Origin of the sequence: Vibrio sp. 10N.222.49.C9, from assembly GCF_041474985.1 — a bacterium.
In the GTDB taxonomy this organism is placed as follows: Bacteria; Pseudomonadota; Gammaproteobacteria; order Enterobacterales; family Vibrionaceae; genus Vibrio; species Vibrio crassostreae_C.
Window position 1 is genome coordinate 1 of sequence record NZ_JBFRVD010000464.1, and the last position, 557, is coordinate 557.

The window sequence follows — 557 nt, forward strand, 5'->3', positions numbered from 1 at the left end:
GAATCTAGCCTACGCAGTTCAGGCAATGCAATGCTGCCTCTGTATTTAGGCGGGGCAACGGTCTTCTTGAATATTGGCCTGAATTTTTGGCTAATTAAAGGTGGAATGGGCCTTGAACCTATGGGGGTTGCAGGCGCTGCTTTAGCGACCTCGATTGCACGGGTCTTCCAAGTCGTCGCTATCCTTTATGCCTTGTTCAAGATAAACCACTGGTTAATTAAATCAGAGGTATTGCCAAACCCACAAAGGTTAGCAACGTCATTTCGTAAATTGGCGATTCCATCAACCGCTAACACCATCATTTGGGGTATGGGTACCCTATCCTATCAGGTGATATTTGGGCATATGGGCACTACAGAGCTCGCTGTATTCAGTATGCTCGGCCCCTTTGAAGGCTTATGTTATTCAGCGTTCTTTGGAGTAGCAATTGCGTGTGCGGTTCTCATTGGTCAGTCTTTAGGCAATGACGAATTCGATGAAGCTCGAAACATGGCAAATTGGTTTATCAAAACGATTTTTGGTTGTTCAGTCGTGCTTGCGTTAATGGTCTTTTTGTT

The 557-nt window shown here is 45.2% G+C and carries 1 protein-coding gene; it reads left to right on the forward strand.

Going from position 1 to position 557, the window contains the following annotated elements:
* Positions 1-557: MATE family efflux transporter (locus AB4585_RS24005; RefSeq protein ID WP_372171259.1), on the forward strand; the 557-nt coding region annotated here is incomplete at both ends.